Consider the following 26714-nt stretch of genomic DNA (forward strand, 5'->3'; position numbering starts at 1 on the left):
CCCGCCGACAAACGAACCGTTCGTCTTGGTGGTGCATGCAGTTGATCTTCGAGCTTCTCGACCAATTCGCGACGAAGCTGATTCAGAACACCGAGTGGAACCATGGGGCCGCCACTCAGGTCGCTGGTCAATCGTCCCAAATGGAATGGAGAACCGCCGAGTCGACCAAGTTTGTCCGCCAAGACTTCATCGGTGATGGCATGCTTTTTGGCGACGGCCAAGTCATCTTCGCCGATGATGCTTTCGGTTGTCGCGTGGTCGCCGCTACCCAGCGTCGCGTGCACTTCGACTGGGCTTCCGACATGAGCCACAACGTGCAGATTGATGGGCCGCGTACGACGAGGCTTGCCGCCGAATGTCGCAGCCAAGCGTTTGTTCAGTTGAGGATCATCGTTCTTAAAAACCGTCGCGCCGATTTCAATTCGCGAAAAATCGATCTCGTCTCGGCCGAAGCCAATCCAAACGGTTTGGTTGGTTTCGACTTTCTTGAGCTTGTCACCGGATGCTTGGCCTTCTGCCTGTTGTCGCTGGCGGGCAAGTTCCCAAGGACTCAGAGAAGATTGTTCGGATGGCTTTGATTCAGTTTTCTGACGTGGGCTTCCTGCAGATTCGCTGTCGATTCGAAGCGAGTAGATTCGGCCGCCTTGGTGATTGTCAGCGAAACCACTGTCGAAAGTTTGCGTGCTGTTGGGATCGACCGCGGACTCAATCGCCAATCCATCGCCGAGTGCGACTCCGGCTTGCACATCGACCAAAATTGAATCGCGACCGATGGCTCGGATCTCGCCGAGCACGATGCCTTGTTTGGCGGATCGGATGCCAGGCACCAACCGTTTATGGTCGTTGCCTTCGAGCCATCCCGGTGTGAAGCCACGAGAGAACGACAGTTCCATTTCATGACGAGCGTCGTCGCCGAGGTCCACGGCACCGTCCGCGATGGCTTGGTCAATCGCTCGGCGATAGTGGCCGGTAATGTTGGCGACGTACTCGGGTGTTTTCAGACGGCCTTCGATCTTGAGACTGTTGACGCCTGCTTCGATCATGTCCGGGATGGCGGCGTAACCTGCCAAATCCTGCGGGCTGAGCAGGTAGCGAACATTGCCGAGTTCCTGATCGATTCCGTCGCACACCAAGTCATACGGCAACCGGCAGGCTTGAGCGCATTGCCCGCGGTTCGCACTGCGTCCGCCAAGAGATTCGCTGGTCAAACACTGGCCGCTGTAGGCAACACACAGTGCTCCGTGAATGAAGGCCTCGATGGGCATGTCCGTCTTGGAACGGATCTGTTTGATTTCACCAATCGATAATTCGCGAGCCACCACCACGCGAGACAACCCGAGCGATTCCGCCGCTTCGATGGTCTCGGAGCTGGTCAAACTCATTTGAGTCGACGCGTGAATTTCCAACTCGGGACAAATCGCTTTGACGATTCGAGCGACACCGAAGTCTTGAACCAACACGGCGTCGACACCGGCACTGGCGATCGCGTCGACCACTTCGACCAAATCGTTCAGTTCATCGGGGAAGACCAGCGTGTTGAGCGTCACGTAGCCACGGACACCGCGAAGATGCAGTTTGCCCATCAATGAAGAGAGATCATTGACACCAAAGTTGGCCGCGCGATGACGAGCGTTGAAGCCTCGATCAAGACCGAAGTAAATGGCGTCCGCACCGTTTTCAATCGCGGCGTGAACACAGTCCCAATTGCCGGCGGGAGCGAGCAATTCGGGGGCGGAAGCGGTGGGTGGCAAAGCGGATTCGATCATGGATGAGAGTGTAACCGAACACACCGAAATACCAGACCAGAATTGGTGCTGAATGGTGTCCGACCGGGATCAGTTCGCCGGCGAAAGACGTCGGCCGCAGCTGCAGACGGGCTGGTCGCTCGACTCGTGTCGGTTTCTCACGCAGAATCAACATGCGAAGCGGGTTACGGAGCGGTCGTCGATCAGGCGAAGAGGGACTTCGCGGGAGAAACGCGAAGGGGAAAACGAAAAAGCCCCGGTCGCGGGAGACCGGGGCTTTCTGGGTCGTTCATTGTGGGAGTCGATGGTTGCGAGCGTCTCGCCTCTATCCGGGCGGGCTGCATTTTCGATCGGTCGAACTTATTCGCGAGGGCGGATCGCGCCCGTCAAACCGCTGTAATCAACGCGGTCAGTCGTGTGCCAGAGAGGCTGGCCCAATTCAACACGACGACGCAGCACTTCGATCTTCTCTTGGCTGCCTGCAGGTGCATCCGTCGCAGTGAACATTTCATCTTCGTTTGGCACGAAATCTTCATCGTGGCCGTAACGCAAGATTGCTTCGAATACGTTTTTGCAATGAGTCATACTATTCCGATTTTCTTCAGGGGGTCAGGAGCCATCCAAGCGACCTGGACACCGCGTACAAACAGTCGCCTTCAACCAAGTCCGTTCGCTGAAAGCATTTCACACGAAGGGATTATTCGTGTGGAACGGCGTGGGTCAAGAAAATTCTGGAGGGGGCTTGCTCTTCCCAGCCTTTCCGGCGTGTCCCGCGACGATCATCCATGACCCTAACGAAGAGGTCGGGTTTGCCGGTCGCGAATCAATCGACTTTCTGGTTAGCGAATTATGAAGGTTTCAAGGGGGTTATCCCCAACCTAACAACTGCATGAAGGTTTCAAGAAGGCACTTGAACGGGTTGTTATGAAACCGGTTCCGTCGTCAGAATGAAGCGTTCCCGCGGTTCACGGCTCAGCAACGGTACAAACGTCACCACTCAAATGAGCCGCAAAAAAGTTTCAGAATATTTCTCTTCTTCCTCTTGGTAGCTTCCCAAATGTCGTACTGGATGCAGCGTGAACTGACCATTCCAGCCGTTCGTCGTGGCTTTCACCTGATCACGCGGCCGATTCTACAAGCCATTCCCGAGTTGGCCGAGATCGAAATGGGGTTGTTGCACGTCTTCATTCAGCACACCAGTGCATCGTTGACGATCAACGAAAACGCCGACCCCGATGTGCGAGTGGATTTCGAGACGGCGATGAACCACGCGGTGCCCGAATCGCTTCCCTATGTTCACACGCTGGAGGGACCCGATGACATGCCGGCTCACGTAAAAGCCTCGATGATGGGCAGCAGTGTCAGCGTTCCAGTGAAGGACGGACGCTTGAACGTGGGGACTTGGCAGGGAATCTACCTGTGCGAGCACCGCGATCGAGCTTCCTCGCGGCATCTCGTCCTGACATTGCAGGGCAAACGCTCCGACACTTGAGCGGTGGGAGGGACGATTGCCACGATTGCTCGGTTGTCTGAGGCATTGTCTACCGGAGGCATCGTACGCTGTTCGGGTCGGGCAAGCTGTAACCTTCCGCGATATCAAACGCTCGGGCAATCGGCATCTGATCATTCGATTCTCGGCCGCCTCGCGAGGGTGACTTCAATTGGATTCAGTGGCGAATTCTTGTAGTTCTTCCAGCGAAGCGAATTCGAGTGCCGAGATGTGGGTCGCCTCGAGGTGAACTTTCGGCGCCATCCCCGCATCGTAGGCTTCTTTCCAGCGAGCGGCGCACAGGCACCAACGATCGCCTGGTTTCAGCCCGGGAAATTCGTACATCGGCATGGGTGTGCTGAGGTCGTTCCCGCGTGCTCGGCTGAATTCCAGGAAATCAGCCGTCATCTCGGCACAAACGACGTGCAATCCGACATCCTGCCCGCCGGTGTTGCAGCAGCCGTCGCGATAGAAGCCAGTCATTGGCTCCGTGCTGCAAACCGCCAGATCGGATCCCAAGACATTTTTCGCGTTGTAGCGTTTGGGTGTGGGCATGAGATGAATCCGTCAGGATGAAATTGGTGAGACAGCAATCGCGTAGCGTTCCACCGCAATCGTGTCGCTCAAGTCGGTTTCCATCAAGGGACGCTGATCAGGGCAGTTGAGTTCCCCAAATGGTGTTTTCAGTCAATTCCCCGGAAAACAGGGCGGATCAGCGAAAATGGGTGAGTTTGTCAATTGGGGAATGTGTCTGCAGAGAACCGTCCCGTTCAGTCAAGTTGGTTCGGAATGGCAAAGCGTTCCGGTTGCAACGCTCCTAGCAGTCGATCGTATTCTTCGCTGAATCCGGCGCGACTTGGCCACCAATTGAGGGATTGCTACGTGGAAAGGAGTCCACCACTGACGATTCGAGTTGCGGAAGGAAGATCAAACCGAGCGATCGGTCTGGTCAACCAACTTCTCTCAATTCAGGTCCACCGTATTGAACATTCGGCTGGGGTGTCGAGCGAAACCATTTGCTCAACTGATTGAGATCGAACTGACACCTCGTGAGTGCCTCCCAGCTGTTTGGGCCGGCAACTACTGGTCCAACTTGACTGTCATTTCGATCTTGGTCGGTCGCCTCTGTGGAAGACCCGATTTCGGCTAGGGCAGTTGCAATGAAGCACATTAGCGCACGCAGAAGGAGTCAGCGATGAAATTCAACGTCTTGCGAGCTGTCGCAGCCACCCTTTCCATGGGTGTTTGCACGATCGCCTCGGCACAGTACGGACCTGGTCAATACGGCGGACAACCCTACGCTGGTCCAACCAGCCAGCTAGGTGTTCCTCAAACCCAAGCGGTTCAGACGTTTGGTGGTGGGAACTATCAACAACCCAACGCAGGCGGCTATCAAGCTCCCGCGAAGTGGAACAACTTCGGCAACCAAAACAATGGGCCGCAATTGTTCCAACCCGCTTCGACAGGATACGACAACCAATTGCCGCCACCGGAATCCATTCCGACACCGGCTCCTTCTTACAGCGAACAGTTGTCGGCGCCGATGCAGCAGCATACCGCTCCGGCTCAGCCAGCGCCGTCCTACTCCGCTCCTGCGCCGCCCGCAACGGTGCACCAGCACTCCACGCATCAGCACTCGGCTGCTCCTGCTCAGCACTACTCGGCACCTGTCGAATACAGCAGTGCTCCGGCCGGTGACTGCCAAACATGTGCTCAACCTAGCCCTTACATGCAAGCAGCTTCGCAACCTTGGGAAGGTGCTTCGTATGCCGCGCAATCTTGTGGGATGCCATCAGCCGCTCCCGTGCGAGCACCGTTGTTCCCGTGGTTCGGCTCGTTTGACCTGTTGTTTTTCAACATGGACACAAATGGAAAAGACCGGAACATCGTGTCTCGCTACGACACCGCTGATCCAACTCGTCCTTACCTGCCGTTGATGGGAATTGGTTCGATCGAGCCTGACAGCTCGCTCGGTTACAGCCTCAGCTTCGGTCGCTACATCGGATGTGGTCAGTACGGTTTGGGCGTGACGTACTTCAATTGGAATCCTGATTCCGAGATGTACAACTCGCCGGTTTACACGGCTGAGAACTCCATTGCCAATGGTGGCGGTGGCGGTGCACTGCGAGCATCAGGCATGCCGCAGTACAACGGCGCGCAAATGGCATACAACTACGACAACGGCGGCGGTGCATACAATGCCCTGAATGGTGGCGGCGCCTACAGCGTCTACGACATCATCGATGGCCGTGCAGGTCAATCCGCATTGGATGGTGGCGATACCAATGCCGCTCCTGGTGGTGTTGGTACGAACTCGCTTGCAGAAGCGACTCAATTCCGTGCTCGTCGCGATGTCGACGTTCAAGGTCTGGAAGTCAGCCTATTCAGCTTCGGTTTGATGGGAGCTCAACGTGCTTCGGCCGCGTCTTTCGGAACCGGCATGGGAATGGGTCACAAGCTGAAGAGCTTCATGGGAATGGGCGGATATGGCGGAGTTGGCGGCTACGGCGGAGCCAACTACGGCGGCTATGGCAGCTGCAACACCGGTGCATGCCCACCACAACAATGTGCTCCGTGCGGACCACGTTACGGATTTGGCGGAGCAGCCGGACCTTTGGTTCGTCCTTGCAACGGCAAAGTCCAAGTCGTCACCAGCCACGGTCTTCGTTGGTTCCAGTTCAAAGACAGCGTCGATTACGCATACGATGTTGACGGACGAGCTGGTTACACGATGAACGACATCTACGACACGACCTCGACCGAGAACGATTTGTTCGGCTACCAGTTCGGCAGCCAACTGATCTATTGCTTGGGAAGCCGCGTCAACTTGAACGTTGGTGGTAAGTTTGGTGTCTACGGAAACCAAGCTGAGTTCCGTCATCGTTTGGGTACCCAAGACACCGCCGCGGAATTGGCTGCCATGCCCGGCGAAATGATCAACTACAACACCAGCGACACCGTGTTGTCGACTTTGGGTGAGTTTGATCTGGGCCTCGGCGTCCGCGTCAGCAACTGCTGGACGGTTCGCGGTGGCTACCGAGTTCTCGGTGCAACCGGCTTGGCCATCGCTGACAACTACTCGCGTGACTACAGCTCGGTCGCCTCGGCCAGTGCCTTGCACGCCGACAGCAGCCTGTTGCTCCACGGTGCCTACGTCGGAGCAAACTTCAACTGGTGATCGTCAACGGCGTCCTGAGACGCTGAACGCAGACGCAACCATCTGAACCGCCAAACGCCCTCGAATCGCTTTGATTCGGGGGCGTTTTTGCGTTTGTGACTTCGGCGCGAACAACGGCGAACTATACTTGCGGGGCCCGTTTCAGCATTTTGGCCCTGGATTTCGGGGCTGAAACCCTGCTCCGCTTCTCTCGCATTTCCGCCGGACGACCCAACACGTGACCAAGGTTCTTTTGACGGCTTTCGAGCCCTACGACCGCTGGCCGGACAATTCGAGCTGGATGAGTCTGATGGAACTGACCCATTGGTACGATGGGCCGGTGGAGCTGGTCACGCGGCGATATCCGGTGAATTTGCTGAAAATGAGCGAGCGGCTGCGTGCCGATCTGCAGGCTGGCTACGACTTGGCGATCCACTGCGGCCAAGCCCCCGGTTCGACGGTCATGCGTCTGGAAACGGTCGGATTGAATCTGCGAACCGATGGCACCGAGATCTTGCCGGATGCTCCCGCCGCCTACCGGTCCGGATTGCCGCTGGCGATTTCCGCCCAAAAAATTCGCGATGCCGGCATTCCCGCCGCGGTGTCGCATCACGCGGGTACTTATCTGTGCAACGCCGCGTTGTATCTCAGTCACCACTATTCAGCGGCATTCAGCATGCGGACGCAGTCTGTGTTTGTGCACATGCCTCTGGCCCCAGCCCAGGTCGCTCGCGAAAATTCGGATGCACCCAGCATGAGCGTGCCGATGACCAGTGCCGCACTCGCGATTCTGATCCAGAGTCTGGTTGGATCGGCTACCTGACGAAAAACCGTCGTCGATCTGGCCCGTTGGCCATAGCGGGAGATGACGATTGTGGGGGGCAGCGACTATGATGGGTGACTTTGTAGCCCACCATCTTCCCCCACGGTTCAGCACATTCACCATGCACAGCTCGCGAAAACTGTCCGTCCTCTGGTTCATGTCGCTCTTCTGCCTCTGTCTGGCCATCGCCCCCGCGTTGTCGGCTGACGACGACAAAAAGCCTGCCGACAAACAAGAAGCCGCCACGGCCGAAAAAGCGGCCGAGGTGAAGGAGGCCGCAAAGTCGGAGAAACCGGCAAAGAAGGAAGCCGAGAAGAAGCCTGAAGCGAAGAAAACGGACGCAAAGAAAGACGAGAAGAAGCCAGAGGCCAAAAAGGCTGACAAGGCGGAGATGAAAGAGGAAAAGAAGGGAGACAAGAAGCCGGAGGAAAAGCCCGTCGTCAAATCGGTCTTCCCCGACAACGCTCTCGAGTCAGCCGTTCGCGCCGAAGTTTTCGCGAAACGCCACAACGACGAACCGATCACTGCCGAAGACGTCGCCAAAATCTCTCGCGTTGTCGGGACCGGCAAAGGAATTCAATCGCTCGAAGGACTTCAGCACTGCAAGTCTTTGATGCTGATCGATCTCGCTGACAACAAGATCGAAGATCTAACCCCGATTGCGAATTTGAAACGTTTGCAGTCGGTCACTTTGGCGAACAACAAAATTGCTAGCCTGGATCCTGTCGCCGACTTGGTCGCGATGCAGTTGCTGGATGTTTCCGGCAATGAGCTGACCAGTTTGGATCCGCTGGCGAAAATGAGCAATTTGCGAACGCTGTATGTCGCGGACAACAAACTCACCAGCCTCGATCCACTGGCAGGCCTGACGAAGATTTGGTCGCTCGATGTCGCCGGCAATGATCTGACCAGCCTCGATCCCGTTTCAAAGCTGGGTTGGCTAACGACGTTGGAGATTTCCGACAACAAGATCACTTCGCTCGAGCCGCTGACGTCGCTCAACGATTTGGACATGTTGATCGCTCCGGGCAACCCAATCGCGAATTTGAAACCTCTCGTCGACATGTGTCGGGCGGATGTGGAAGGCGATCGCCGTTTCGCACCCTATCTGAACATCTATTTCTCGCCCGCCCAAATGAAGCATGCGGATTGGTCAGATGACCTCGCTGCATTGAAACAGCTCGGTGTGCGTTTGCACGAGTACGAACGAAAGAAGTCGGGAGAATCATCGAATCCATGAGTGCTCCGACTGTCGAAGAATTCATCCAGCGTGCGGTCGCCGTCGGTATCGCAGACCGACGAGCGGTCGATCGCGCGCTGTCGGAACTGGGGGCTGAAGAACGGCAACTCAACGACGTCATTGAATTGTTGCAACGACACGGCATTCTGACCACGCTGCAATGCGAGAAGCTGAGTCGCGGCGACAAGGGCGGCTACTTCTACGGCGACTACAAGGTTCAGTACCTGATCGGTGCTGGTACGTTTGCTCGCGTATATCGTGCCGAAAAAGGCGACGAAGTTTTCGCGGTCAAAGTGCTTCGCAAACGTTTCCGCGATGAACCGAAGGAAATGGAGCAATTCCTTCGCGAAGGCCGCATGGGTCTGAAGCTGAAACACCCAAACATCGTTCGCATTCTGGATGTTGTCCCTGACGTTCGAAACCCTTTCTTGGTGATGGAATTCGTCGAAGGGCAAACGCTGCGTGAGCTGGTTCGCATTCGCAAGCAACTGCCGCTCGAGCTGTCGCTGAAGTTGACGATGGAAATTGCCGCTGGGTTGGCACACGCTGCCGGTCTGGGGATTTCGCACCGCGACTTGAAGCTGTCCAACGTGCTGATCTCGTCGGGAGGGACCGCGAAGTTGGTCGACTTTGGTTTGGCCGCTTTGGCCGATCGCAACAACCCCGAACAAGTCGCCGATTGCCCCAACGCTCGCGCGATCGACTACGCCGCATTGGAACGGGGGACCAACGTTCGCAAGGATGACCCTCGAAGTGACGTCTTTTTCACCGGCAACATGCTGTATCACATGTTGGCGGGGACGCCGGCACTAACGGAAACGCGAGACCGTTTGGCACGTCTGAACGTCTCTCGTTTTCAAGAAATCAAACCGATCACCGAGCATGTGCCTGATTGCCCAGGGATCGTCAGCCAATTGCTGATGAAGATCTTGGCGTACGATCCGACGAAACGGATCCAGTCCGCTTCGGCATTGCGAGTCGAAGTCGAACGCGTGTTGGAAACGTTGAAAAGAGGGCCGGTCGAACGTCAGGTTCACGACACCAGTGGAACGGTCAATGCCGCCGATGTCGGTGACGATCAGGTGGTCACCAACGAAGGTGAAGGTTACGTTGTGATGTTGGTGGAATCCAAGGCGAATCTGCAAAACGCGGTTCGCGAACGATTGAAAGCCCGCGGCTACCGCGTGTTGATCATCGCTGATCCGCGACGCGCACTGGCTCGATTCGAGGACGACATCGAGAATCCGGCGGATTGTGTGATCTTTGGTGCAGCCGAACTTGGCAACGACGCCTTGGAGGCCTACAACCAATTCGTCACCGACGAAAAGACAGCTGAAATTCCCGCGGTCTTGCTGGTCGATCAACGCCAAGGACACATCATCAGCCGCGCGAAACGCGGCCCCAATCGCGTGCTGCTTCCCCTGCCGCTGCGAGTCAAGCAACTTCGAGTTGCGTTGATGCAGTTGCTGGCAAACATCGAAAAGCGTACCCCTGGAATGTTCTAAGCCGTCTGCTCGGACGTCTTCTTCCCAACACGCAATAGATGGATTGAATCTCGAGATGCAACTCACCGGATTGACGGTCATTGGCGGCGGGCAAATGGCTCGCGCTCTCGTTGGCGGAATGCTCGAAAGCGGGTGTCTCCAGGCGAGTGAACTGACGATTGTTCACAAAACCAAGTCGACCGGAGAGTGGTGGTCGTCGAAGTACAGCGAATGCACCACGACCACCGATACCGTTGAGGCGGTTGCCGGTGCCAAAGTCGTGATGCTGGCCGTCAAACCGCACATCATTGCTGAAGTCTTGTCAGTCAAAAACGACGCCGGGAAGTCGGCGGATTGGTCGGGGCGTTTGATCGTCTCAATCGCTGCGGGAATCGGTTTGGACAAACTCACCGCGGGAGTCGGCCACGATCGAGTTGTTCGCGTGATGCCGAACACGCCCAGTCTGGTTGGCGAAGGTGCCAGCGGTTTCTGCGTCAGCGGCGGAGTGGGTGACGAAGACGTGCAGTTGATCGAGACGATGCTCAGTAGCGTCGGGATCGCGTCGCAGGTCACCGAGCCTCAAATGAATGCGGTCACCGGAGTCAGTGGCTCAGGACCGGCCTACGTGTTCCTCATCATCGAAGCTTTGGCGGATGGCGGCGTCGCGGCGGGTTTGCCTCGCGCGACCGCATTGAAGTTGGCGACTCAAACGGTTCTGGGGGCCGCGAAAATGGTTCGCGAAACGGGCGAGCATCCCGGCGTCCTGAAAGACAACGTCTGCAGCCCCGGCGGAACGACCATTGCCGCGATGAGCAGCCTGGAACAGAATGCAGTTCGAGGGGCAATGATTCAGGCTGTACAAGCTTCAGCGAATCGTAGCCGTGAACTCGCCTAAAGGCTTTGTCGCTGCGACCACGCGAAACTGACTGTGGCGCCGACTTTGCTTGTCGGAACATTTTGAAGGCGTGTGCGATTGCTGCGTTTTTCCATGCCTCAAAAACGCAGTTGGCCGAATCGACTGACTCACCAATTCAACGACTACCTCTTTCACATCTTGCCCAGGGACACCGCGATGGTTTCTCCGATCGTCAAAGTTGATGACAAACACTTGCCACTTTACCGAGTCGTTTGGATCGCGGATTTGCCGCACTTCTGTGGCGAAGAAGATTGCCAACGCGAAGGCTACTACGAGATTCGTTTGGACGTCGAAGATTCGGTGTGGACCAGTTCCGCGGAACGCGATGAGGTGCTGGAAGCTCTGAACCGTTGGTGCGGCGACCCTCGAGACGATCCTGACGAACGTCCTTTCTGAATTCGGGGCTGCTTCGAAGAAGGCAACCAAGAAAAATTGAGAGTAGCCTGGTCAGCCGTCTGAGCGTTCGCTTCGCTCGTTCGATTCATTGGGGCTTCCAATTTGAATCGAACGAAGTCTCAACGATTACCTTGGGCTGATCGCGACTCTTTCTCAACCGCCAGCGTCGCGGGCACGTTCGGCTTCGCGAACTTCGTCGATATCGTTCTGCTTCGGAGCGTCATTGACGGACTGGCCAATCGCTTTGGCCAATCGTCCCAGCATCGCAAAGTAGATGAAGGCTCCCGCCGTGGCCGTGAAGATGCAAACTGCTGCCGCAGCGACCGGTGCAAACAAACTGGCAACGAAAAATGTTAGGAACGTTCCGAAGAAGATCAGTGCTGCGGACAGATAGAAACCGCCCCAGGCCTCTTCGCAACGCGTCACGCTGCGGCCTACTTCGGGCGAGAACGGGACGAACATGTTTTGCATGTCCAACATCGACAGCAGAACAAATGGAAACAGCAGAAACACCGACAACATGACCAAGCACACTGTCGCTAGGTTTTGTCCAAACGCCAGCGTGCCGATGATCCATCCCGGGCCTCCCGTCAATCCAACGGCGGCAAAACAGAACGCGGTCGGGGCGAGCCACTCCAGCGGTTCCAGAGTCAATGGCCAATCGGAAACGGTCTCTTCGTCATTACTGACGGATTGCAGAATGGCAAAACCGCATGCCAGCACCATGGCTCCGTAGACGAGCCCCGCGGGAAACAAGAATTTCAAGGCCGCATCGAATCCGGACCCGATGGCGACTGCCGCGACAACCGATGCAATCGATGAAAGAATCAGCCAGTGAACCGCAACGGTGAACTGACCAAAGACACCAAAGGTTGACTTGGCCCAGTCCGAAATCTTTGGCACATCTAAATCAGGTGCGGGCTCTTCTTTTTCCACCTTCGCAGCCTGAGCCAACAGCTCCTGCGCGGACTTGCGGAATGGATCGGCGGGGCGATCGCTCTGTGTCACTGCCGTTTCATTGAACTGGAACGACTGGGCGCGATCCATGTCGATCACGACCTTCTTCTTCTTGCGAGGAGCCGGTGGCACCTTGATGGACTTGTGGCAATCGTGGCATCGAATCTGTTTGCCCGACTGCGCCGCGGTCACGTTCATCATGGTCGCGCAGACGGGGCAACGCACCCGAAAGTGCTCTTCGTATTCGACGTTGTGCGCGACCGGTTCGTCGGATGCTGGCGGCTTGGGTTTGCTCGCAGCGGCAGCCAAAGCGGCGGCCTGGGAAAACAACGGATCAACCATCGAATCCTTGGCCGGGGGAACAGTCGAGTCAGCTGGACCGGCTGATTCTTCCATCGCGTCGAAGTTGAACGGGTCGTCGGGATCGTCAAATGCATCGGCGGAGGTCGCCAGTTCGCCGCGATTGGTTCCCGTCCCAAGATCCTGGATGTTGTCGAACCCGAATGGATCGTCGTCATCCGATGAGGCTTCTGAATCAAGTGGCGGCAGATCCATGTCGAACATGTCGCCGTCGGAGTCTGCTGAACTCTTGGCAGACGTGTCCGAACCTGTATTGGCGGAGCCACTGGTGGTGGCCGGCTTAGGCGTGACCGCGGGAGAAATATTCGCGGGTGCCACTGAGGTTGGCTTTGGCTTGGCGGCCGGCTTTTCCGGCGGATCGCTCAGCACCAACCAATCGTCATCGTCGTTGGTGGTGCTGGCGGAAACCCCGGGGACCAAGAACGTATCCTGGCACTTCGGGCAAATCACGCGAGTCCCCCCGGCATCGTCGCTCACAGCGACGGCCGCGAAACATCGCGGGCATTGCACCGATTGTGTCATGGACGATCAGTCCTCCATCACTTCCGCTTCGCGAGCTTTGGCGGATTCATTGACGTTTGTTTCAGCCTTCTTGGTCAACTCTTGCACTTGATCTTTGGTCTTGTCGCGATCGTCTTCCGTCATCTCTTTGTCCTTCTCTGCCGTGTCGGCGGCTTTGTTGGCATCGCGACGGATGTTCCGAATCGAAACCTTGGCTTCTTCGGCCAATTCCTTGATTCGGGAAACCATCTTTTTGCGGACTTCGCCCGACAAAGGTGGAACGTTCAGCCGAATGACTCGTCCATCGTTTTGTGGATTCAATCCCAAGTCACCGGCGACGATCGCTTTTTCGATATCTTTGATTGTCGTTGCGTCGTACGGGCGAATCAAGATTTGTTGTGGCTCGGGCGTGCCGATGCTGGCCAATTGTTTCAGCGGTGTCAGCGAACCGTAGACCTCCACCTTGATCGAATCGACCAAACCTGGGTTGGCTCTTCCTGTGCGAATCCCCGACAAATTGTTTTGCAACACCGAAACGGCTTTGTCCATTCGCTCTTCGGCGTCCATCAATATCTCGTCGCTCGTCATTGTGTCATCCTGGGATTGAGGAGGGGGAAAGGCTGTTTGCAATCAACGTTGGTTGGTTTGCGTGTCTTGTGGGTCACCGATCCAGGTTCCCACAGATTCGCCGCGGACGGCACGCACAATGTTGCCATCCTGCTTGAAATTAAACACCAAGATCGGCTTGCGGTGTTCGTTGCACAACGCGATTGCGGTGGCATCCATCACTCGCAGCTTCTTTTGGATCACTTCGTTGTAGCTGAGTTGTTCGTACAAAACCGCATGAGGGTTCTTTTCTGGATCGTCGCTGTAGACGCCGTCCACGCGGGTCGCTTTCAGAATCACGTCGGCTTCGATCTCGAGTGCTCGTTGAGCCGCGGCCGTGTCAGTCGTAACAAACGGACTTCCGATTCCTCCGGAAAGGATGATCACGCGGCCTTTTTCGAGATGACGGATGGCGCGGCGCCGGATGAATTGTTCGGCCACGCGGTCGACGGGCAACGCACTCATCACTCGAGTCTGCAACCCGATCGAATCGAGAGCGTCTTGCAGAGCCAGCGAGTTGATGACCGTGGCCAGCATACCCATGTAGTGAGCCGTGGCTTCTTGGACGGATGCATTGGCACCGGAAAACGATGCGCCTCGCAGGATATTGCCACCGCCGTTGACGATTGCAATTTGACAGCCGGATTCGTGGGCGGATTTGATCTGCTTCGCAATCGCCAGCAGTTCATTGTCGCTGATTCCTCGCTTGCCAGATTCAGCGAGGCTTTCGCCGCTGAGTTTCAAAATCACGCGGCGATAACGTAAATCGCCTTCCGGTTGACTCGATGGGGCAATGTCGGGCATCTCGGCGTCAGGTCGGGTCAGAGGGAGCAAAAAGAAGAGCGGATCGCCGCGTCGCAGCGAGTGTTTCGCAAGCAAACGTGGCTCGTAAAACGGTAACGATTTCCGCGTGTTTGCGAAACCAGACACGATTCTCCGTGTTTTTGTTTCGCCAACAGGATCCTTCGCTACAGACCGCCCCTGTAGATGGGGATCAATTGTGCTTTTCCGCTCCCTTCCCTCGATTCTTGACCTAGGGTTGTGGTGAGAGGTCTCTCGAAAACGTGTGCAAGACACGCTCGTTACCCGTGTGAGGAACCAAATTGATGCCGTTGCCACCTCCAACCCAAACTAGCCAGACGACACCTGTGACCGTGATTCCGCCCCGTCGGAACCGGCAGGAGTCCGCTGCGCGATCGGAAACCACGGAATCGCGTTCAACCGAGCGAGAAGTTCGCCAAGACCGCCGTCGCAACCGAGACGCGTCCAACGGCGGGTACGCTCGCGAACGTCGGCAATTTGGAAGTTCGCACGCGGATTTGTCGGAAGATGGTTGTGAATTGGCTGCCGCCATCGATCGCTACAAGATGCAACATCATCGTCGGTACATTACTTGTGATGAGATGCTGATTGTGATGCGAGAATTGGGCTACTCGAAGTCCTAGACTTCCTCCTGACGTTCATTCGTCCATGAAACGTGTTCGTAGCGACACATCGACTCTTGATTTGCCCTTCTTCCTTCAGGGCCGATCATCCATTCGAAAATGGCTCGAGTTTCTTGGCCGGTTTGATTGTTGACTGAATCGACCTTGAGCGATCTCGACGAGTCATTCGATCTCGAGGTTTCGATCTGGATAGTCCTTGAATCGGAACCGGCCGAGTGTGCGGCCCTCACGCAATTTTGCGGGCCCAGTTCGCAGGCATGCGGCGGCATCTTGAACCCATTCCGTCCGATCAAACGTTGCTGCGGGGCAGATGCGTTGCCAGGGTGATCGTCGGCTCACACTGATCGATCGTTGTTGTTCCTTGTTGGAGCGAAACGCAGCACTCTGTTGAGATCGCCGCCAACAGTCTGCATCGCTCCATGGATCGCACATGCAATCAATCGGCTCGATTACAGCTCTAGATGCTGGTGATCAAACTGACACGCGTACATGCAAGCGGCATTGTATAGAACAGACGTGAGTGTCCCAATCGATTGCTTCTTGAGCACTTACCGAGAAATGGAGTCGCAATCCCCGGTCAGAAAACTCCGATCGTTCATTTGATTTTCGCGAAACGTTCACCTGCGAATCGTTTCGTATATCCAAGAGCAATCTTTGTCATTCAATTCGCTGAGACTGGTGGAAGAAAATATCAAAACCAAGTCGACTCAATGTTGTTGACGACTACATGCAGCGTGGTTAGGCGGATAAGCTGGTGAGACGGAGGTGCCCAACTGGCTTGCTGTTTTAAGACGCGAGGCGTTTGAGGCCCTATCTCTGCTTCTCAGCACTGCATTTCGCAACATTGCTCCCTCTGACTAGGACCTATTCAAATGAAGTGTAGATCTCTTGTCCTCCAAGTCTTTGTTCTGACTTTGGGGATGTGCCTCACGGCTCACGCTCAAGACAAGCCGAATGTCCTCGTCATCTGGGGCGATGATATCGGCACTGAAAACATCAGCGACTACAACCGTGGGATGATGGGCTACAAAACGCCCAACATCGATCGCGTCGCGAAGGAAGGGATTTTCTTCACCGACTACTACGGCCAGCAATCCTGTACCGCTGGTCGAGCTGCTTTCATCAGCGGTAGCGTTCCGGTCCGCAGCGGGATGACCAAAGTTGGGCTGCCCGGTGCAAAAGAAGGTTGGCAGAAGACTGATGTCACCATGGCGACTGTCATGAAGAGTCTCGGATATTCAACCGGCCAATTCGGGAAGAATCACCAAGGCGACCGCGACGAACACTTGCCGACTCAACATGGTTTTGATGAATTTCTCGGCAACCTCTACCACCTGAACGCGGAAGAGGAACCTGAGAACGAAGACTACCCCGGTGACATGGTGATGGCCGATGGTCGCACCTTCCGTCAAGCGTTCGGTCCTCGTGGCGTGATCAAAGCTACCGCCGACGGCAAGATCGAAGACACTGGTCCGCTCACGAAGAAGCGGATGGAAACGATTGATGAAGAAACTATCGCCGCGGCGAAGGACTTCATCACTCGTCAACACAAGGCTGGCAAGCCATTCTTCTGCTGGTGGAACGGAACGCGAATGCACTTCCGGACGCACGTCAAGAAAGAGCATCGCCACAAAGGCAACGACGAGTACACCGACGGCATGATTGAGCACGACATGCAGGTCGGCGAACTGTTGGATTTGTTGGATGAGCTCGGGATTGCTGACAACACGATCGTTCAGTACTCCACCGACAACGGCCCGCACTACAACACCTGGCCCGACGCCGGGACAACTCCCTTTCGCAGCGAAAAGAACTCAAACTGGGAAGGTGCCTACCGAGTTCCCTGCTACGTGCGTTGGCCTGGCAAGTTCCCAGCCGGAACCGTTCTCAACGGCATCGTCGCACACGAAGACTGGTTGCCTACTTTCGCTGCCGCTGCAGGCGGAGCAGACATCAAGGACAAACTGCGAGAAGGTGTGGAGCTGAATGGTCGCTCGTACAAGAACCACATCGATGGTTACAACATGCTGGACTACCTGACTGGCAAGAGCGACGAATCACCTCGCAAGGAGTTCATGTACGTCAACGACGACGGTCAAATTGTTGCCATTCGCTACGAAGATTGGAAAGCCGTCTTCCTCGAAAATCGAGGCGTTGCGTTTGAAGTTTGGCGTGAACCCTTCACCGAACTTCGCGTTCCGTTGCTGTTCAACCTCCGTCGCGATCCGTTCGAGAAAGCACAACACAACTCGAACACTTACAACGATTGGTTCCTGTCGCGAGTGTATGTGTTGGCTCCCATGCAACAACTGGCAGGAAAGTTCCTGATGTCGATGAAGGAATTTCCGCCAAGCCAAACGCCGGGTTCGTTCAACCTGGAGAAGATTCAGAAGCAGATCGAAGGCAGCCTAGGCGGCCGATGATCTGATCTGACGTAGATTCTCAAACGATTGTTATGAAGCGGCGGGCAATGCTCGCCGCTTTTTCTTTGCCTGATTGGAGGATCGCTATCAATCCAGCGAAGGTGGGGACCAACGCGGAATCCCTGCCTCTTCCTTTTGTTTCAGGAATTGATCTCGGAACGGTTTGCCGACATCGAGCGGAGCATCTTCGTTGACCATCAACGGACGCACTTCATCCCACCACGTGTCAAACGCGGTGAGCATGCGTGTCACGATTTCTGGGTGACTGTCAGCCACGTCGGTCGTTTCACCAGGATCAGCTTTCAGGTCGTATAGCTCGCCGTTGACCAAACGCCACCTCTCGTCTCGGACGGCGTAGTTCTTGTGTTTCGAATGATCTGGGTCCGGGTCGCCTTTGCCGAACTTGCCTTTCAGTCCAGCCTTCGCCCATCTGCCGCTGTGAAAGAATTGAAAGCGATGCTCCCATTCCGATCGCGGGTTCTTGATCAGAGGGACGAGGCTTCGTCCATCCAAATTCAGGTCGTCTGGAAGGTCGGCACCGGCGATTTCGGCCAGGGTGGGAAACAGATCGACGTGACGAGTCATCGTCTCGATGTCCACGCCGCTGTTCGTCAAACCCGGAAGTCGCATGAACAAAGGCACTCGTGAGCCGCCTTCGTGCACGGTTCCCTTTCCACCATTCATGCCCGCGTTGTAGATCTTCGATCCTTTTGCACTGCCGTTGTCGGTCATGAATATCAACAATGTGTTGTCGGCCAAGTCCCACTCATCGAGCTTGGTCATCAACCTTCCCATGTTCTCGTCGATGTTGACGATCATGCCCAAAAATCCCGATTGCGGGGAGGAACACTTGTCACGGAATAGATCGGAGTATCGTTTCTCAACTTTGTACGGCGCGTGTGGAGCGTTGGTTGGAATGTAGGCGAAGAACGGCTTCGTTTCGTCTTCGCTTTGTGAGCGGATCCATCCGAGCGCTTGCTGGAAGAAAACGTCCGTGCAATAGCCTTCGGTTTGCACGAACGTTCCGTTGTGCTTGATGATCGGGTTGAAGTAGCTGGTTCCCGGTGCGTCGCTTTGCGAACCAGCGAAGTTCTGGCCGATCCCGCCAGCGCCGTGAATGAACGTTTCGTCGAACCCACGTTGATCAGGTTGGTACGCGTCTTCATCACCCAAGTGCCACTTGCCAAAGATGCCGGTCGTGTATCCAGCCGACTTCAACACTTCGGCGATGGTGGTTGAAGTGAGCGCCATCCGGTCGCGTTCCAGGATGGTGTGAGTGACCCCGTTCTTGAACGGTGCGCGTCCTGACATCAGCGCAGAGCGCGTCGGTGCACACGTGGGGCTGACATGAAAGTCGTTGAAACGAGTGCTTTCCGCATGGAGGCGATCAAGACTGGGCGTTTTTAAGAACGGATGGCCGTGACAACTCAGGTCGCCGTAACCCTGGTCGTCGGCAAGTATCAAAACGATGTTTGGACGATCGCTTGACTCTGCTCTAAGTAAAGGTGTATAAAGGGTTTGTGAGAAGAGTGCTGTGCAAGCCGCGAAGGCGTGTGTAGTTATTCTGTGTAGCAAATGACGCGGGAATGTTCGGCGGCAATCGAATGTTCTCTGGCCAGAGGCCAGCGTCTTGGCAAGGAACTTGAACATGTTGAATCCCCTTCTTTGGATGGTGGATGCTGCTTGGACGTTGAGTCAGCAGTGTCGCCAGCGTAAGCGTGGTCCACCGCGGATGAATGCTGCGCATAAAAAAACCAAGGGACCACGGTCGGCAAACCGTATGTAGATCCCTTGGCGGCAAGGAACCGAACTCGGTTCCCAGCCACATTGTCTTCTCTCTCATTTCATAAGTCAATTCCCGGCGGCAACCGGGACAACACCCGAAAGGTCAATTTCAAATGGCAAGGAATCGAAAATCACGGCGCCAGCAGCATGGGTCTGCGTGGCACTGGAAACAAACGGACTGCTGGTATTTCACGCCGCCAGGAACGAAGAAGAGGGAAGCCCTCTTCGACGAGAACAGTGAACGAATTCGCGGCAAAGACAATAAGGAGGCGGCTCAGCTGGCGCTGGCTCGGATCAAGCTGACCGACGAATTGACGCCAGCGGTGTCGTCATCGTCCAAGGACTGGACCGTCGCTCAGGTCTGCGAAATCTATCTATCGGATCTGACGAACACGGCGTCACCGGAGTGGGTGACGCTGAGCAAATCTTGGTTGAACGAGTTTTGTGGCTACTGCGGTGCGCTGACGGTGCCGGAACTGAAGAAGAAACACCTTCGGACTTGGCTTCAGAAGCACAAGACTTGGAACAACAACACCCAGCGGAATGTGATCGCGTGCATCAAGGCGGCTTTTAACTTCTGCTGCAAATTCGATGATCTCGATGTCAACCCGATCGCTAGCTACCAGAAGCCTGCGGCGACGGCTCGGGTCACATCGTTCAGTCCGGAGGAGGAAGAGCGGATCTATGCGGCCACCAATGAGGCTCACGCTCTGTTCCTGAAGTGTTGCATCCTCACCGGGGCTCGTCCGTACGCGGAAATGGCTGTTGTAACCGCCGACCACGTCGTTGAAACGCCTCATGGCATGTTCTATTTGTTAAAAGCGCGCACGGACGACGGTAAACACGGGCACAAGGCGGCGAAGAAGACGGGGAAAGACCGCCGGATCATGCTTTGTGATGAGATGGAGACGATCACCCGGCAGTTAATGTTGACCGCGCCGAAGGGATCGGGCATTCCGCTGGTGCGCACCAAGCATGGGAGGCAATGGAAGCGGTGTAATGGCGTGCAACACTTCTGTGAACTGAAGAAGAAGCTGAAGTTGCCCGATGATCGGGTGACGTACACATGTCGGCACACGTTTGCGAAGCGAACTTTGTCGGGTTATTACACCGGCAACCCGGTTTCGATCGAAGTGCTTGCCGGATTGATGGGGAATACGCCAAAGGTTTGTTGGGATCACTACGCCCAGTGGGCTGATGACTACAACGATCCACTTTGGGCAGCATTGGGCAAGACGAAGAAGAAACGAAAAGCGGGGTAGCGACTCGCATTGTCGTGAATTTGTGGCGTAAACCTCGATTCAACGCTAGTTTTGCTAAATTGGAGGCGTTTTTGCGTCATATTACATGATGGAGATCCGTTAGCTCCTGGCGGTACTGTTGATGAACCGAGTGTTGATAAATTGAACTCGAAAACGCGGCATATTAGGCGTGTAGTGTTATGGCGATCATGCCAATTTTTTAGCTGATGTCCAACTGCCAATCGTCGAAGACAAAAGCCCGACTCAGAGATTCTGAGCCGGGCTTTCTGTTGGCCACTGGATTGCCGTCCGTGGACCATGCCGCCAAGGTTTGCTTGATCGCGGGCGTTTGTTAGTCGTCTGGGCGTCCGAGTGTTGCGGTGATGTGCTGATGGCTTCGCTTGGTCGGTTTCGATCGAGTTGACCTGGGAGCCTTCGGCTTAACCCTCATCAGATCGAGTAGTCTCTGGACTTCTTTCTCGGGAATCCTGATCCGCCCCTGTCCACGTCGTCCCCCTTGCAAGTAGTCAATCGTGACCTGCTGCCCACGCAATTGGAATTCACCGACGTCAGATTGAGTCAGCCAGTCGTACAACGTCAACACAGAGATCCCCAGCCGCTGGGCGGCGTCGGCGGACGACAGGAGGTTGACGGGTGAAGACACGGAATTGCGACGTTTTGATTCGGTGCGATGAGCGTTTGAATCCGAGTATCCAAAAACTCATTCCGATGACGTTCCGCTGGGCGGAATCTTGAGAACGGTGTCACTGATTTCTCGTAACTCCCACATCCGGAATCAAAATGTCTTTTCGAGTTGGGCCTCAATCGACTAAAATCCAAGAACTGATCGGCGCCCACGGTAGAGGCACCGTCGTAAGTAAACACAGGGAGGTTATTTAATGAGTGTCGTAATGGAACAACCGAAAGCACCGTCTGAAAAAGCAATCGAGAAGTTGCAAGAGGCGGCTCTGCGTATTCGCACGCCAACGACAGCGTACGACCTTTGGGCCGAGGTTTTCTCCGAAAACCAGAGGCAGAATCTTGGCGGTGATTTTGACACGGCTTATGCCAATGGCGGCTCGATCGGGATGTGGTCGCGAGTCTTTGGCTGCACCAAGGTGCGCGCCGTGATCGAGATCGCTTCCTTGTTCAATTTCTTAACGCCTCACTATCACGAGTGGTTGCTGGCAGAGTTCGGCGAACTGCTGGATGCCGATGCCGCCTACGACGATGCAATTTTGCGAAACGAATTGGTGCTCAATTCGTTCACACGCGAGGTTTACTGGATGGGAGAACCGATCGAGCTTGATTGGTCCCACGAAGCGAAGTGGTCGTTCATTTGGGAATTGGCGAAACATGCGAAAATGGGTCTGCCGATCGACAGCACAACATTCGGAGGTCGAAAGGGTGCTGACTACGTATCAAAAACGAAGTCGGAGCTTGGCAAGCTAGAGCCTTTTCCGACTGATTTGGAAGATGCGATCGAGGTTGTGGGCAAGGGGACGCAGAAACTGATGGTCGATGCCCGCCAAATCCGTCTGTTCGAGCATTACGTAGGCGGCGAGATTCGCGAATGGACGCCATGACCTAAATTTACGCGTTCTGCGCGTTATAATTCCATGAGTATAACTGGTTAGCTATCGGCAGTCTTGCATTCGATGCTATCTAGATCGCGTTCGCTCCGTTGTTAACGGAGCGTTTTCTTTGCGCTGATCAACTTGACTGATTGTTCGGGAATTCCCCTCAGCCGAACGCTGCGGGAATGCCCATCTTTAGTTTGAACCCATCAACGATCCACCGAAGTCTGGGCACGAGGCTCGACCGATTCCAGTGGATCCTTCACACAGGAGGTTCAACCATGAACTCAAACATTCCTAGCATGGGTGCTGCTAATGAGAAACTCACCCGCAACGCAGATAAATGGTGGTCAGAAATGGCTGCTGTTCACAATCTCGATCTGACAGGATTCGACCCAGAAGCGACTCTCGAGACGCGAATCGCGTGGGCAATTTCCAAAGGGTGCGAGATCGGAACTATCTATTCGCGGTTTAGCACCAAACTTCAGCACTCGACGGATGACCAGGTGCGTGAATGCATCCACTGGGCTGCAAAGAACCGCATCTATGTTCCACCGGAACTCATTTCCGTCGACGAAGGCGTCAAAGGGAAGCGAACGCAGCGTGCTGGTCTTGATCGTACGAAAGCGATTCTTCGCGAGCGAGTTGCAAAAGTGCTTCTCGTTTACAAAGCAAGTCGGTTGTTTCGGCAAGCCGGCAAAGGTTACCAGTTTATTAACGAGGAGGTTGTTGAAGAAGGATTGCGAGCGGTCATCACTTCCCAGGGAATTGACACCGATGATCGCAAAACATGGAAGTTGCAATTGCAGATTCACGGCATCATGGATGACATGTTGCTCGACGCGATTGCCGACCATGTACGAACCGGACTCACCGGCCTCTTTCTGAACAACTATACCACGGGAGCGATCGGGATCGGCTATCGGCGCAAGATCGTGCCAGGAGTCCCGCTGACAAACCGGGAACTCCCACGGACCATGCCAGAGGTCGATCCGGAAGCCGCGAAGTTGATTCGAGAGCACGCACAGCTTTTGCTTGATGGAATGTCGGTTCGCGAAGGTGTTCGCCGGTGGAATGCTGCGGGCGGACCGGTTGATCCGCGGGCCACGAGTGGCAAGTTGAATTACCCGTGTTACCGTCGTTTGTTCGTGAATCCGAGGTTGATCGGCAAATGGGAATTCGGTCGTCGCCGCAATCAGTTTTCGACGAAGCTCGACAATGTTAAGCAGGTCGAGCAGCCCGATGACGAAGTCACGACCGTGCAATGTGATGAACTTCGCATCCTGGATGACGAAACATTTGAAGCGTTGCAGGCGATGTTCGATGCGAAGAAGACTGGTCCGCGTGGCCCACGCAAGCCGAAGACACTCCAACTCTGGGACTTGACCACGGAGCTATTCTTTTGCGAGCATTGCAGCACGCCGAAAGAGCCCGTGCGGTTCTACCAAGCCGGTGCCCAGGGCAAGGGCATGCAGTGCCGCAACGGCGATCAGTGCCAATGCAAATCGGCTGTCCGGCGTCAGGATGCTGTTGAAGCTATCTGCGAGCAATTGACGAAGTCGCTCTCGCAGGACGCCGAACTGATCGAGTCGGTCATCGTCAAAAGCAAAGAGCTTGATTCCCACGCCGATCACAACTTGGATGCCAAGCTTGCTCATGCTCGCAAACAGCTAAGCATCCTTGGCAACCGCGTCAACGATCTCTTTGAGATGTCTGGCGAAGGCACCGAGACGGACCGGAAGGAAACGAAGACACGGCTCCGGACGGCTCAATCGCAGCGCAATGCGGCACAGAGCGAAGTCAACCGGCTTCAGCGATCGATCGACGGCACAATAAACACATTGACCGTCGAACAGATCCGCGAACATTTGACGGAAATGTCAAACTTGCTCTCGGATGCTGCGTCGGGTGAACTGGGCGAAGACGCTATCTACAAGGCTCTTGCTGTCTTTCGTGCATTGACCGGCGGACAGATCATGGTTCGCGTCGAGCAACGCAAGAATCGGAAACGAACCAACGTGATCGGTGTGTTCGTGCCGCAGTTGATTCGCGGGTTTGGCTCGTCACTAGAAACTGCGGGCGAGGGTCTTGCCACCCAACCCGTGACGGTTTGGCTTCGCAAGCCACCGCGACTGGATGCTATCGCCCAGCGGGTTCATCAACTCATTGACATTGAGAAAATGAGCCACCGTGATGCAGCCAAGCAATTGCAGCGTGAGGGGCTTGATGTCAACTCGGGGAATGTCTGGTACAGCTACCACCGTTGGTACGAGATGCAGGGCCTTGAACCCCCGAAAGTTCCTTACAACAACGGCAAAAAACGTCGGTCGGCATGACCGCAACGACCAGCATGACACTGAACGCCTCGCCAATCTGGTGAGGCGTTTTTTATGCGCCAATCCAATTCAAAGAATAGGAAAGCTTATGCAGCAAACGAATGAACCGGAAAATGGTCGCGACGAAAAGACCGAAGCCGAGCGAGATCGCCTGGCATCCAATCTCGCATTTCTCATTGTGCAGGCGGTCCGGCGCGATCAACAGTCCGGCGATGCCTCGACGAACGCGACCACTGACTCTGATCGCTAAATTCAGAGCAAAAACGCGGCATATGACATGAGGGATCTCTTAGCCCATGGAGACCCCGATTCACTTTACCCAAACCCCAAGGAGGTGCTGATCTTGGCGCACATTGTACTTGCATTCCTCTCCGTTGCCCTGTTCCTGGCCGTGTTCGCACTGGTTCGGGAGCGGCGGCTTCGATTGGCACTGCAATCCATCTTGAAACGTCTCATTGATCGCTGGAGATCCAATGCGAACACAACCCAATCTACTTATTCCGCTCGCGATGATCGTGATTCTGACGACGGTCGGCTGTGAAGAGGATGAGAACCGTCGGCTTGCTGAAATGTCAGAACGACATGAGCAGCGGCAAGCCGAGCAGAACCGCAATGCAGCAGAACTGCATCGCAAGGTCGTCGAACTGCAACGCGATGTTCAGACAGAAAGGGCAGCAATTGGCCAACAACGCGATCGCCTCGAAAGCGAACGGCATTCCATTGCCTCTGAGCGACGGTGGGATTCACTCGTCGCGGCGGCGATCACTAACGTCGGACTGCTGCTGGCGTGTTCGTTACCCCTTGCTCTGGTTTGGCTACTGCTTGCCCGTCCGCCAGATACCGGAGACGAACAAGCCGTGGTTGAAATCATGCTCGATGATCTCACCGCCAAAGAGCCGTTGCTATTGTACCGGTGCGATGAAGACTCACCACGCCGGTTGACTGGCTCAACTGAACATTCAAATGAGTCAAACTAGACACCACCTTTTACACAAAGGAGAAAATCATCTCACACATCGTTACGATCACGACCGAAATCCGTGATCCAATTGCATTGCGAGCCGCTTGTCGACGGATGCGGCTGGACGAACCGGTCCATCAAACCGTGAAGTTGTTCAGCGATGAAGCCACTGGCTATTGCGTTCAGTTGCCTCGCTGGCGATATCCGGTCGTCTGTAACACGGACGCTGGAGTCTTGAAATACGACAACTACGAGGGTTACTGGGGCGAACAGGCTTTGCTTGATTCGCTGTGTCAGAGCTATGCGGTTGAAAAATCAATTCTTGAAGCTCGAAAACAGGGGCGTTCCGTCACCGAACAATCGTTAGCCGATGGTTCCATCAAGCTCACGGTTCATGTTGGGGGCGAAAGTTGAAAACGATCTCAATTACAATCTCACCGAACGGTGAATCGAAAGTCGAGACCCAGGGTTTCGCAGGAAGCGAGTGCCGCGAGGCAAGTCGCTTCCTTGAGTCCGCTCTTGGCACCCAGCGATCCGAAACGCTCACCTGTGAGTATTACGGTAATCAATCACAACCCCAAAACGAAAAACAACAGGAGAGATAATCGACACGCTCAAAGAAGCATTTACATCACAGGGGACAATCAGAGATTCGGTCAGGCTACTGCTAGTCGTCGAAGGCATGAACGATATCGAGTTCTTACGATGCATTTCGAGGACGCTTCACGCTGACGACAGCAAATTGCCAAACCTCGCCGAGATGGAACAAGTTGGCGAACTGATTTTTGTCCCATTCGGCGGCGGCCACGTGCGAGCCTGGACGGAACGTCTTGCTCCACTCGCTCGGCCCGAGTTTCACCTCTACGACCATGAGCTTCCGCCGGAAACCGAACTACGTTTGGAAGCCGCTGCATCCGTCAATCGCCGCCCAAGGTGCAAGGCGGTTCTTACCAAGAAACGGTGCTTAGAAAACTACCTGCATCCCGACGCCATCTTCGCTGCCGGTGGCATCCGCGTTCAATACGACGACTTCGATTGCGTTGCCGAGCTAACCGCACGCGCATTGTATCGTCAGCGCCCAGGTGAGACCGCGTGGCAGTTGCAAGCCCGTCGCTCGCAAAGCCGCATGGCGAATCGTGCGAAGCGTTGGCTTAACACTCAAGCGGTAGAGCACATGACGGTCGGACAACTCGAAGAACAGGATCGAGAGGGCGAAATCTATTCTTGGATGCTGGTAATCAAGGAGTTGCTGGCGTCCTAAACCCACACCAA

24 protein-coding genes are annotated in these 26714 nt (G+C 55.3%); 16 read left to right on the forward strand and 8 right to left on the reverse strand.

What is annotated here, in order from left to right; all coding sequences use genetic code 11:
- Both B2R17_RS21245 and B2R17_RS21250 read right to left on the reverse strand, forming a co-directional pair.
- The coding region (locus B2R17_RS21245) for a peptidase U32 family protein (RefSeq protein WP_286765558.1) at positions 1-1766 on the reverse strand (1766 nt) is incomplete at its 3' end.
- Positions 1767-2105: 339 nt separating this feature from the next.
- On the reverse strand, positions 2106-2330 hold the full coding sequence (locus B2R17_RS21250) for a hypothetical protein (protein WP_007327455.1): 225 nt from the start codon (positions 2328-2330) through the stop codon (positions 2106-2108).
- Between the two features lie 472 nt (positions 2331-2802).
- Here B2R17_RS21250 and B2R17_RS21255 point away from each other — a divergent pair, with 472 nt between their 5' ends.
- Positions 2803-3237, forward strand: coding sequence for a secondary thiamine-phosphate synthase enzyme YjbQ (locus B2R17_RS21255; RefSeq protein ID WP_008660095.1), 435 nt, complete (start codon positions 2803-2805; stop codon positions 3235-3237).
- Positions 3238-3402: 165 nt separating this feature from the next.
- Here the strand turns inward: B2R17_RS21255 and B2R17_RS21260 are convergent, their stop codons facing one another.
- Positions 3403-3789 carry a DUF2237 family protein gene (locus B2R17_RS21260; protein WP_286765559.1) on the reverse strand — a complete coding sequence of 129 codons (387 nt, stop codon included), beginning with the start codon at positions 3787-3789 and terminating at the stop codon, positions 3403-3405.
- A gap of 640 nt (positions 3790-4429) precedes the next feature.
- Between B2R17_RS21260 and B2R17_RS21265 the strand changes: the two genes are divergently transcribed.
- From B2R17_RS21265 to B2R17_RS21290, 6 genes are all read left to right on the forward strand, one after another.
- A complete protein-coding gene (locus B2R17_RS21265) occupies positions 4430-6412 on the forward strand; it encodes a hypothetical protein (protein ID WP_286765560.1) in 1983 nt (660 codons plus the stop codon).
- 217 nt (positions 6413-6629) lie between these two features.
- A complete protein-coding gene (locus tag B2R17_RS21270) occupies positions 6630-7214 on the forward strand; it encodes a pyroglutamyl-peptidase I (protein WP_008660102.1) in 585 nt (194 codons plus the stop codon).
- Positions 7215-7335: 121 nt separating this feature from the next.
- Positions 7336-8454: a leucine-rich repeat domain-containing protein gene (locus B2R17_RS21275; RefSeq protein ID WP_286765561.1), complete on the forward strand. Its 1119-nt coding sequence runs from the start codon at positions 7336-7338 to the stop codon at positions 8452-8454.
- A complete protein-coding gene (locus B2R17_RS21280; protein WP_286765562.1) occupies positions 8451-9959 on the forward strand; it encodes a protein kinase domain-containing protein in 1509 nt (502 codons plus the stop codon). Before B2R17_RS21275 ends, B2R17_RS21280 begins: the two co-directional genes overlap by 4 nt.
- 55 nt (positions 9960-10014) lie before the next feature.
- Positions 10015-10833: a pyrroline-5-carboxylate reductase gene (gene proC / locus B2R17_RS21285; RefSeq protein ID WP_286765563.1), complete on the forward strand. Its 819-nt coding sequence runs from the start codon at positions 10015-10017 to the stop codon at positions 10831-10833.
- A gap of 93 nt (positions 10834-10926) precedes the next feature.
- Positions 10927-11250: a hypothetical protein gene (locus tag B2R17_RS21290; RefSeq protein ID WP_286765564.1), complete on the forward strand. Its 324-nt coding sequence runs from the start codon at positions 10927-10929 to the stop codon at positions 11248-11250.
- Positions 11251-11403: 153 nt separating this feature from the next.
- Here B2R17_RS21290 and B2R17_RS21295 read toward each other — a convergent pair whose 3' ends face one another.
- From B2R17_RS21295 to pyrH, 3 genes are read right to left on the reverse strand one after another with little or no spacing between them, the layout of a single operon-like run.
- Positions 11404-13089, reverse strand: coding sequence for a hypothetical protein (locus B2R17_RS21295; RefSeq protein ID WP_286765565.1), 1686 nt, complete (start codon positions 13087-13089; stop codon positions 11404-11406).
- Between the two features lie 6 nt (positions 13090-13095).
- Positions 13096-13656, reverse strand: coding sequence for a ribosome recycling factor (gene frr / locus B2R17_RS21300; protein ID WP_037254753.1), 561 nt, complete (start codon positions 13654-13656; stop codon positions 13096-13098).
- Between the two features lie 42 nt (positions 13657-13698).
- Entirely contained in the window at positions 13699-14604 is a 906-nt protein-coding gene (gene pyrH / locus B2R17_RS21305; RefSeq protein ID WP_008672769.1) for a UMP kinase, read from the reverse strand.
- 176 nt (positions 14605-14780) lie between these two features.
- Between pyrH and B2R17_RS21310 the strand changes: the two genes are divergently transcribed.
- A complete protein-coding gene (locus tag B2R17_RS21310) occupies positions 14781-15119 on the forward strand; it encodes a hypothetical protein (RefSeq protein WP_037254754.1) in 339 nt (112 codons plus the stop codon).
- A 920-nt stretch (positions 15120-16039) separates the two neighbouring features.
- On the forward strand, positions 16040-17542 hold the full coding sequence (locus B2R17_RS21315) for an arylsulfatase (RefSeq protein ID WP_008660116.1): 1503 nt from the start codon (positions 16040-16042) through the stop codon (positions 17540-17542).
- A gap of 87 nt (positions 17543-17629) precedes the next feature.
- Here the strand turns inward: B2R17_RS21315 and B2R17_RS21320 are convergent, their stop codons facing one another.
- The gene (locus B2R17_RS21320) at positions 17630-19012 is read right to left on the reverse strand and encodes an arylsulfatase (protein ID WP_286765598.1); all 1383 of its coding nucleotides are present in this window, start codon (positions 19010-19012) and stop codon (positions 17630-17632) included.
- 428 nt (positions 19013-19440) lie between these two features.
- On the opposite strand from B2R17_RS21320, the gene B2R17_RS21325 reads away from it, so the two are divergent.
- Entirely contained in the window at positions 19441-20589 is a 1149-nt protein-coding gene (locus B2R17_RS21325) for a tyrosine-type recombinase/integrase (RefSeq protein ID WP_286765566.1), read from the forward strand.
- A 331-nt stretch (positions 20590-20920) separates the two neighbouring features.
- Here the strand turns inward: B2R17_RS21325 and B2R17_RS21330 are convergent, their stop codons facing one another.
- Positions 20921-21232 (reverse strand): DNA-binding protein, encoded by a 312-nt coding sequence (locus B2R17_RS21330; protein ID WP_286765567.1) that lies wholly within the window; start codon positions 21230-21232, stop codon positions 20921-20923.
- 247 nt (positions 21233-21479) lie between these two features.
- On the opposite strand from B2R17_RS21330, the gene B2R17_RS21335 reads away from it, so the two are divergent.
- From B2R17_RS21335 to B2R17_RS21360, 6 genes are all read left to right on the forward strand, one after another.
- A complete protein-coding gene (locus B2R17_RS21335; protein ID WP_286765568.1) occupies positions 21480-22154 on the forward strand; it encodes a hypothetical protein in 675 nt (224 codons plus the stop codon).
- A 272-nt stretch (positions 22155-22426) separates the two neighbouring features.
- Positions 22427-24481, forward strand: a complete 2055-nt coding sequence (locus B2R17_RS21340) for a recombinase family protein (protein WP_286765569.1) — start codon at positions 22427-22429, stop codon at positions 24479-24481.
- Positions 24482-24954: 473 nt separating this feature from the next.
- Complete coding sequence (locus B2R17_RS21345) at positions 24955-25458, forward strand: hypothetical protein (protein ID WP_286765570.1); 504 nt, start codon at positions 24955-24957, stop codon at positions 25456-25458.
- A gap of 98 nt (positions 25459-25556) precedes the next feature.
- Positions 25557-25856 carry a hypothetical protein gene (locus B2R17_RS21350; protein WP_286765571.1) on the forward strand — a complete coding sequence of 100 codons (300 nt, stop codon included), beginning with the start codon at positions 25557-25559 and terminating at the stop codon, positions 25854-25856.
- Positions 25853-26047: a DUF2997 domain-containing protein gene (locus B2R17_RS21355; protein ID WP_286765572.1), complete on the forward strand. Its 195-nt coding sequence runs from the start codon at positions 25853-25855 to the stop codon at positions 26045-26047. Before B2R17_RS21350 ends, B2R17_RS21355 begins: the two co-directional genes overlap by 4 nt.
- Before the next feature lie 77 nt (positions 26048-26124).
- Positions 26125-26703, forward strand: a complete 579-nt coding sequence (locus B2R17_RS21360) for an ATP-dependent endonuclease (protein WP_286765573.1) — start codon at positions 26125-26127, stop codon at positions 26701-26703.
- The last annotated feature ends 11 nt before the right edge of the window (positions 26704-26714 follow it).

The sequence above is a fragment of the Rhodopirellula sp. UBA1907 genome (genome assembly GCF_002337565.1).
Classification (GTDB): domain Bacteria; phylum Planctomycetota; class Planctomycetia; order Pirellulales; family Pirellulaceae; genus Rhodopirellula; species Rhodopirellula europaea.

Excerpts from the sequence above, each read along its gene's own strand:
- proC (WP_286765563.1), top strand. The coding sequence starts at position 10,015 with ATGCAACTCACCGGATTGACGGTCATTGGCGGCGGGCAAATGGCTCGC.
- B2R17_RS21340 (WP_286765569.1), top strand. The coding sequence starts at position 22,427 with ATGAACTCAAACATTCCTAGCATGGGTGCTGCTAATGAGAAACTCACC.
- frr (WP_037254753.1), bottom strand. The coding sequence starts at position 13,656 with ATGACGAGCGACGAGATATTGATGGACGCCGAAGAGCGAATGGACAAA.
- B2R17_RS21350 (WP_286765571.1), top strand. The coding sequence starts at position 25,557 with ATGCGGCTGGACGAACCGGTCCATCAAACCGTGAAGTTGTTCAGCGAT.
- B2R17_RS21290 (WP_286765564.1), top strand. The coding sequence starts at position 10,927 with ATGCCTCAAAAACGCAGTTGGCCGAATCGACTGACTCACCAATTCAAC.
- B2R17_RS21315 (WP_008660116.1), top strand. The coding sequence starts at position 16,040 with ATGTGCCTCACGGCTCACGCTCAAGACAAGCCGAATGTCCTCGTCATC.
- B2R17_RS21255 (WP_008660095.1), top strand. The coding sequence starts at position 2,803 with ATGTCGTACTGGATGCAGCGTGAACTGACCATTCCAGCCGTTCGTCGT.
- B2R17_RS21250 (WP_007327455.1), bottom strand. The coding sequence starts at position 2,330 with ATGACTCATTGCAAAAACGTATTCGAAGCAATCTTGCGTTACGGCCAC.
- B2R17_RS21310 (WP_037254754.1), top strand. The coding sequence starts at position 14,781 with ATGCCGTTGCCACCTCCAACCCAAACTAGCCAGACGACACCTGTGACC.
- B2R17_RS21265 (WP_286765560.1), top strand. The coding sequence starts at position 4,430 with ATGAAATTCAACGTCTTGCGAGCTGTCGCAGCCACCCTTTCCATGGGT.
- B2R17_RS21260 (WP_286765559.1), bottom strand. The coding sequence starts at position 3,789 with ATGCCCACACCCAAACGCTACAACGCGAAAAATGTCTTGGGATCCGAT.
- B2R17_RS21345 (WP_286765570.1), top strand. The coding sequence starts at position 24,955 with ATGCGAACACAACCCAATCTACTTATTCCGCTCGCGATGATCGTGATT.
- B2R17_RS21360 (WP_286765573.1), top strand. The coding sequence starts at position 26,125 with ATGAACGATATCGAGTTCTTACGATGCATTTCGAGGACGCTTCACGCT.
- B2R17_RS21295 (WP_286765565.1), bottom strand. The coding sequence starts at position 13,089 with ATGACACAATCGGTGCAATGCCCGCGATGTTTCGCGGCCGTCGCTGTG.
- B2R17_RS21325 (WP_286765566.1), top strand. The coding sequence starts at position 19,441 with ATGGCAAGGAATCGAAAATCACGGCGCCAGCAGCATGGGTCTGCGTGG.
- B2R17_RS21335 (WP_286765568.1), top strand. The coding sequence starts at position 21,480 with ATGGAACAACCGAAAGCACCGTCTGAAAAAGCAATCGAGAAGTTGCAA.
- B2R17_RS21280 (WP_286765562.1), top strand. The coding sequence starts at position 8,451 with ATGAGTGCTCCGACTGTCGAAGAATTCATCCAGCGTGCGGTCGCCGTC.
- B2R17_RS21275 (WP_286765561.1), top strand. The coding sequence starts at position 7,336 with ATGCACAGCTCGCGAAAACTGTCCGTCCTCTGGTTCATGTCGCTCTTC.